Source organism: Actinoplanes sp. NPDC051633, from assembly GCF_040681735.1.
In the GTDB taxonomy this organism is placed as follows: Bacteria; Actinomycetota; Actinomycetes; order Mycobacteriales; family Micromonosporaceae; genus Actinoplanes.
This window is the reverse complement of record NZ_JBFAZH010000965.1, coordinates 1-3,005: the sequence shown is the minus strand read 5'-3', so window position 1 is coordinate 3,005 and position 3,005 is coordinate 1. Positions and strand designations below refer to the sequence as shown.

Sequence of the window (3,005 nt, the reverse complement as noted above, 5' to 3'; positions counted from 1 at the left end):
TGTCCCGCCCGGCCTGGTCGGCGGCGGCAGCCGCTGCCGCCTCCTGCTCGATCTGCGCCTCCACCGCCACAGCCCCGCGCAACCGGCGCAGGCGGTCCAGCAACTCCTCGCGCGGCCGGCCCCGCCACGCGAACACCCCGAACGGGTCGGTGTCGAACGACCGGGCCAGCTCGTAGAGGGTTGCCGCCAGGTGGATGCACGGCATCGGCCAGGTCTCGCAAGTGCAGTCCATCGCGATCTCGTCGAGCGACAGCGGCAGCAGGCTCAGGCCGGCGGCGGCGAACACCCCCTCGATCCCCGGCGGCATGCGGCCCGCCAGGAGGTCCGCGACGTACCTCGCCTGGGACGCCAGCTCGTTCTCGACCCGGGACCACTCCGCCGCGCCGAACGCCCGCAGGGCGATCCGCGCCCGGAACGACGCCTGGTCCTCCGGGCCGCGCACCTGCGCCACCACCAGGCTGCTCGAGATGGTCAGGCTGCGGACGTGCCCGGCCCGCGCGTCCCGCCGCCCGCGCGAGAACGTGCCGCCCATCCGCAGCGACTCGAACGTGCCGAGGAACGGGGCGGCGATCCGGACCGGTTCGAGCTCGGTCACACGGCACCCCCGAAGGATCCGACGGCTTCCGGGGACAGGCGCAACAGGTCGCGCAGCTCGGTGGTGGACAGCGTGGTCAGCCAGCTCTCCCCGTTGCCGACCACCCGCTCGGCCAGCTCACCCTTCTCGGCGATCAGCGAGTCGATGCGCTCCTCCAGCGTGCCGAGGCAGGTCAGCGTGTGCACCTGCACGTCGCGGCGCTGCCCGATGCGGAACGCCCGGTCGGTGGCCTGCGCCTCGGTGGCCGGGTTCCACCACCGGTCGACGTGCACGACGTGGTTGGCGGCGGTCAGGTTGATGCCCGTGCCGCCGGCCTTGAGCGACAGCACGAAGATGCCTGGCCTCTCGTCGGATTGGAAAGAGGCGACCAGCCGGTCGCGTTCCGCCCGGGGGGTGCCGCCGTGCAGGTAGCGGACCGGCACCCCGAACCGGGCCGCCAGGTGCGGGGTGAGCATCGAGCCGAATCTCGCGAACTGGGTGAACACCAGCGCCCGCTCCCCCGCGGCCAGCACCGCGTCGAGGATCTCCTCGAGGCGCTCCAGCTTGCCGGACCGGCCGCTGAGCGGCGAGCCGTCGCCGAGCAGCTGCGCCGGGTGGTTGCACACCTGCTTCAACTTGGTCATCGCGGCCAACACGAAACCCTTGCGCCGGTCACTGGTCTCGGCCATGCGCTCCAGCATGTCGTCGAGGACGGCTTGGTACAGCGTCGCCTGCTCGGCGGTCAGCCCGCACAGGTGCCGGACGTGTCGCTTGTCGGGCAGGTCGTCGATCACGGCCGGGTCGGCTTTCACCCGCCGCAGCAGGAACGGCTTGGTGGCCTGCCGCAGCCGCAGCGCCGCGTCCTCGTCGGCGTAGCGCTCGATCGGCACCGAGAACCGCGCCCGGAACGTGTGCGCGTTGGTCACCACGCCCGGGTTGAGAAAGTCCATGATGGACCACAGCTCGGCCAGCCGGTTCTCCACCGGGGTGCCGGTCAGCGCGATCCGCGACCGGGCCGGGATGCGCCGCACCGCCTGGGCCACGCCACTGGCGCTGTTCTTGATATGCTGCGCCTCGTCCAGCACGATCCTGTCCCAGCCGATCCCGGCGAGCGCCGGCCAGTCCCGCGCCGCGGTGGAGTAGGTGGTGAGCAGCACGTCGAAGTCGCCCTCCGGCTCGTCCACCGCGGGCCGATCGGCGCCGTGCCGCACCCGGACGCGCAGCGACGGCGCGAACCGGGCTGCCTCTCGCTGCCAGTTGCCCAGCACCGAGAGCGGGCAGATCAGCAGCGTCGGCCCCCGGCGGGCGTGCAGCAGCAGGGCAAGCAGCTGCACCGTCTTGCCCAGCCCCATGTCGTCGGCCAGGCAGGCGCCCAGCCCCAGGCCGTCGAGGAACGCGAGCCAGGAGAAACCCCGCCTCTGGTACGCCCGCAGCACCCCCACCAGATCGGGCGGCTGGTCCAGCAGCTCGAGCCGCTCGTCCAGCTCGCCGGTGAGCAGCCCGGCCGCCCAGCCCTCGCCATATGCCGCGGTCACCGGCAGCGGCAGTTCCTCGGGCGGGAGCAGCCGGATCATGCGCAGCGCGTCGCCCGCGGTCATCGTGCCGCCGCCACGCCGCAGGAACGCCAGCCCGGCGGCCAGCCGGTCGGGGTCGAGGTGCACCCACCGCCCGCGCATGCGCACCAGCGGCACCTTGGCGCGGGCCAGGTCGCCGAGCTCGTCCTCGGTCAGCACCCGCCCGCCGAGCGCCAGCCCCCAGTTGTAGCTCACCAGCGACGACAGGTTGGTCGTGCGGTCCCGCAGCACCGGGCTGATCGGCTCGGGGGTGCGCACCTCCAGCGCCATGCCGAGCGCCGGCCGGTCGCGCCACCAGGCCGGCACCAGCACGCCGTAGCCGGCCTGCTCGAGCACCGCCGCCTGACTGAGGAAACGATGCGCCCCCTCGGTGTCGAGCACCATGTCGGCCGGGCGGGCGACCCGCAGCGCGTCGTCGAGGTCGCGGTAGAGCCGGGCGGCCCGGCCCAGCCCGGCGAGGAGGCGCTCCTGCGGATGATGGGTCCAGCGGCGCAGCGGCGCGGCCTCGTCTCGCCAGATGTCCACGGCGGTCACCAGCGCGCTGGGCTCGTCGAGTGGTTGCAGCAGGAACTCGAGCAGCCAGGCGTCGTCCGGCTCGCCGGTGTCGGCCGGCGCACCGGTGGCGTCGGGCAGGTCGGGCTCGATCTCCTGCAGATGCCGCAGCCGGAAGACGACCCGCACCGCGGCCCCGCTGGTCGCGTCGGCGTGCCACGCGTCGAGCAGCTCGGTCAGCGTGTGCACGGTGGCGGCGCCGGCCTCGAAGGCGCCGGACGCGTCGTCGGCGGTGAGGGCGGCGAGCCACGGGTCGCCGCTGAGGGTCACACCGGCCTCGGCCAGGCGGGTGCGGACCAGGCCGT

The 3,005-nt window shown here is 73.8% G+C and carries 2 protein-coding genes; both read right to left on the bottom strand.

What is annotated here, in order from left to right; genetic code table 11:
• On the bottom strand, nt 1-595 hold a 595-nt coding region (locus AB0M20_RS35255), incomplete at its 3' end, for a hypothetical protein (RefSeq protein ID WP_364304825.1).
• On the bottom strand, nt 592-3,005 hold a 2,414-nt coding region (locus AB0M20_RS35250; protein WP_364304823.1), incomplete at its 5' end, for a DEAD/DEAH box helicase. The genes AB0M20_RS35250 and AB0M20_RS35255, both read right to left, overlap by 4 nt.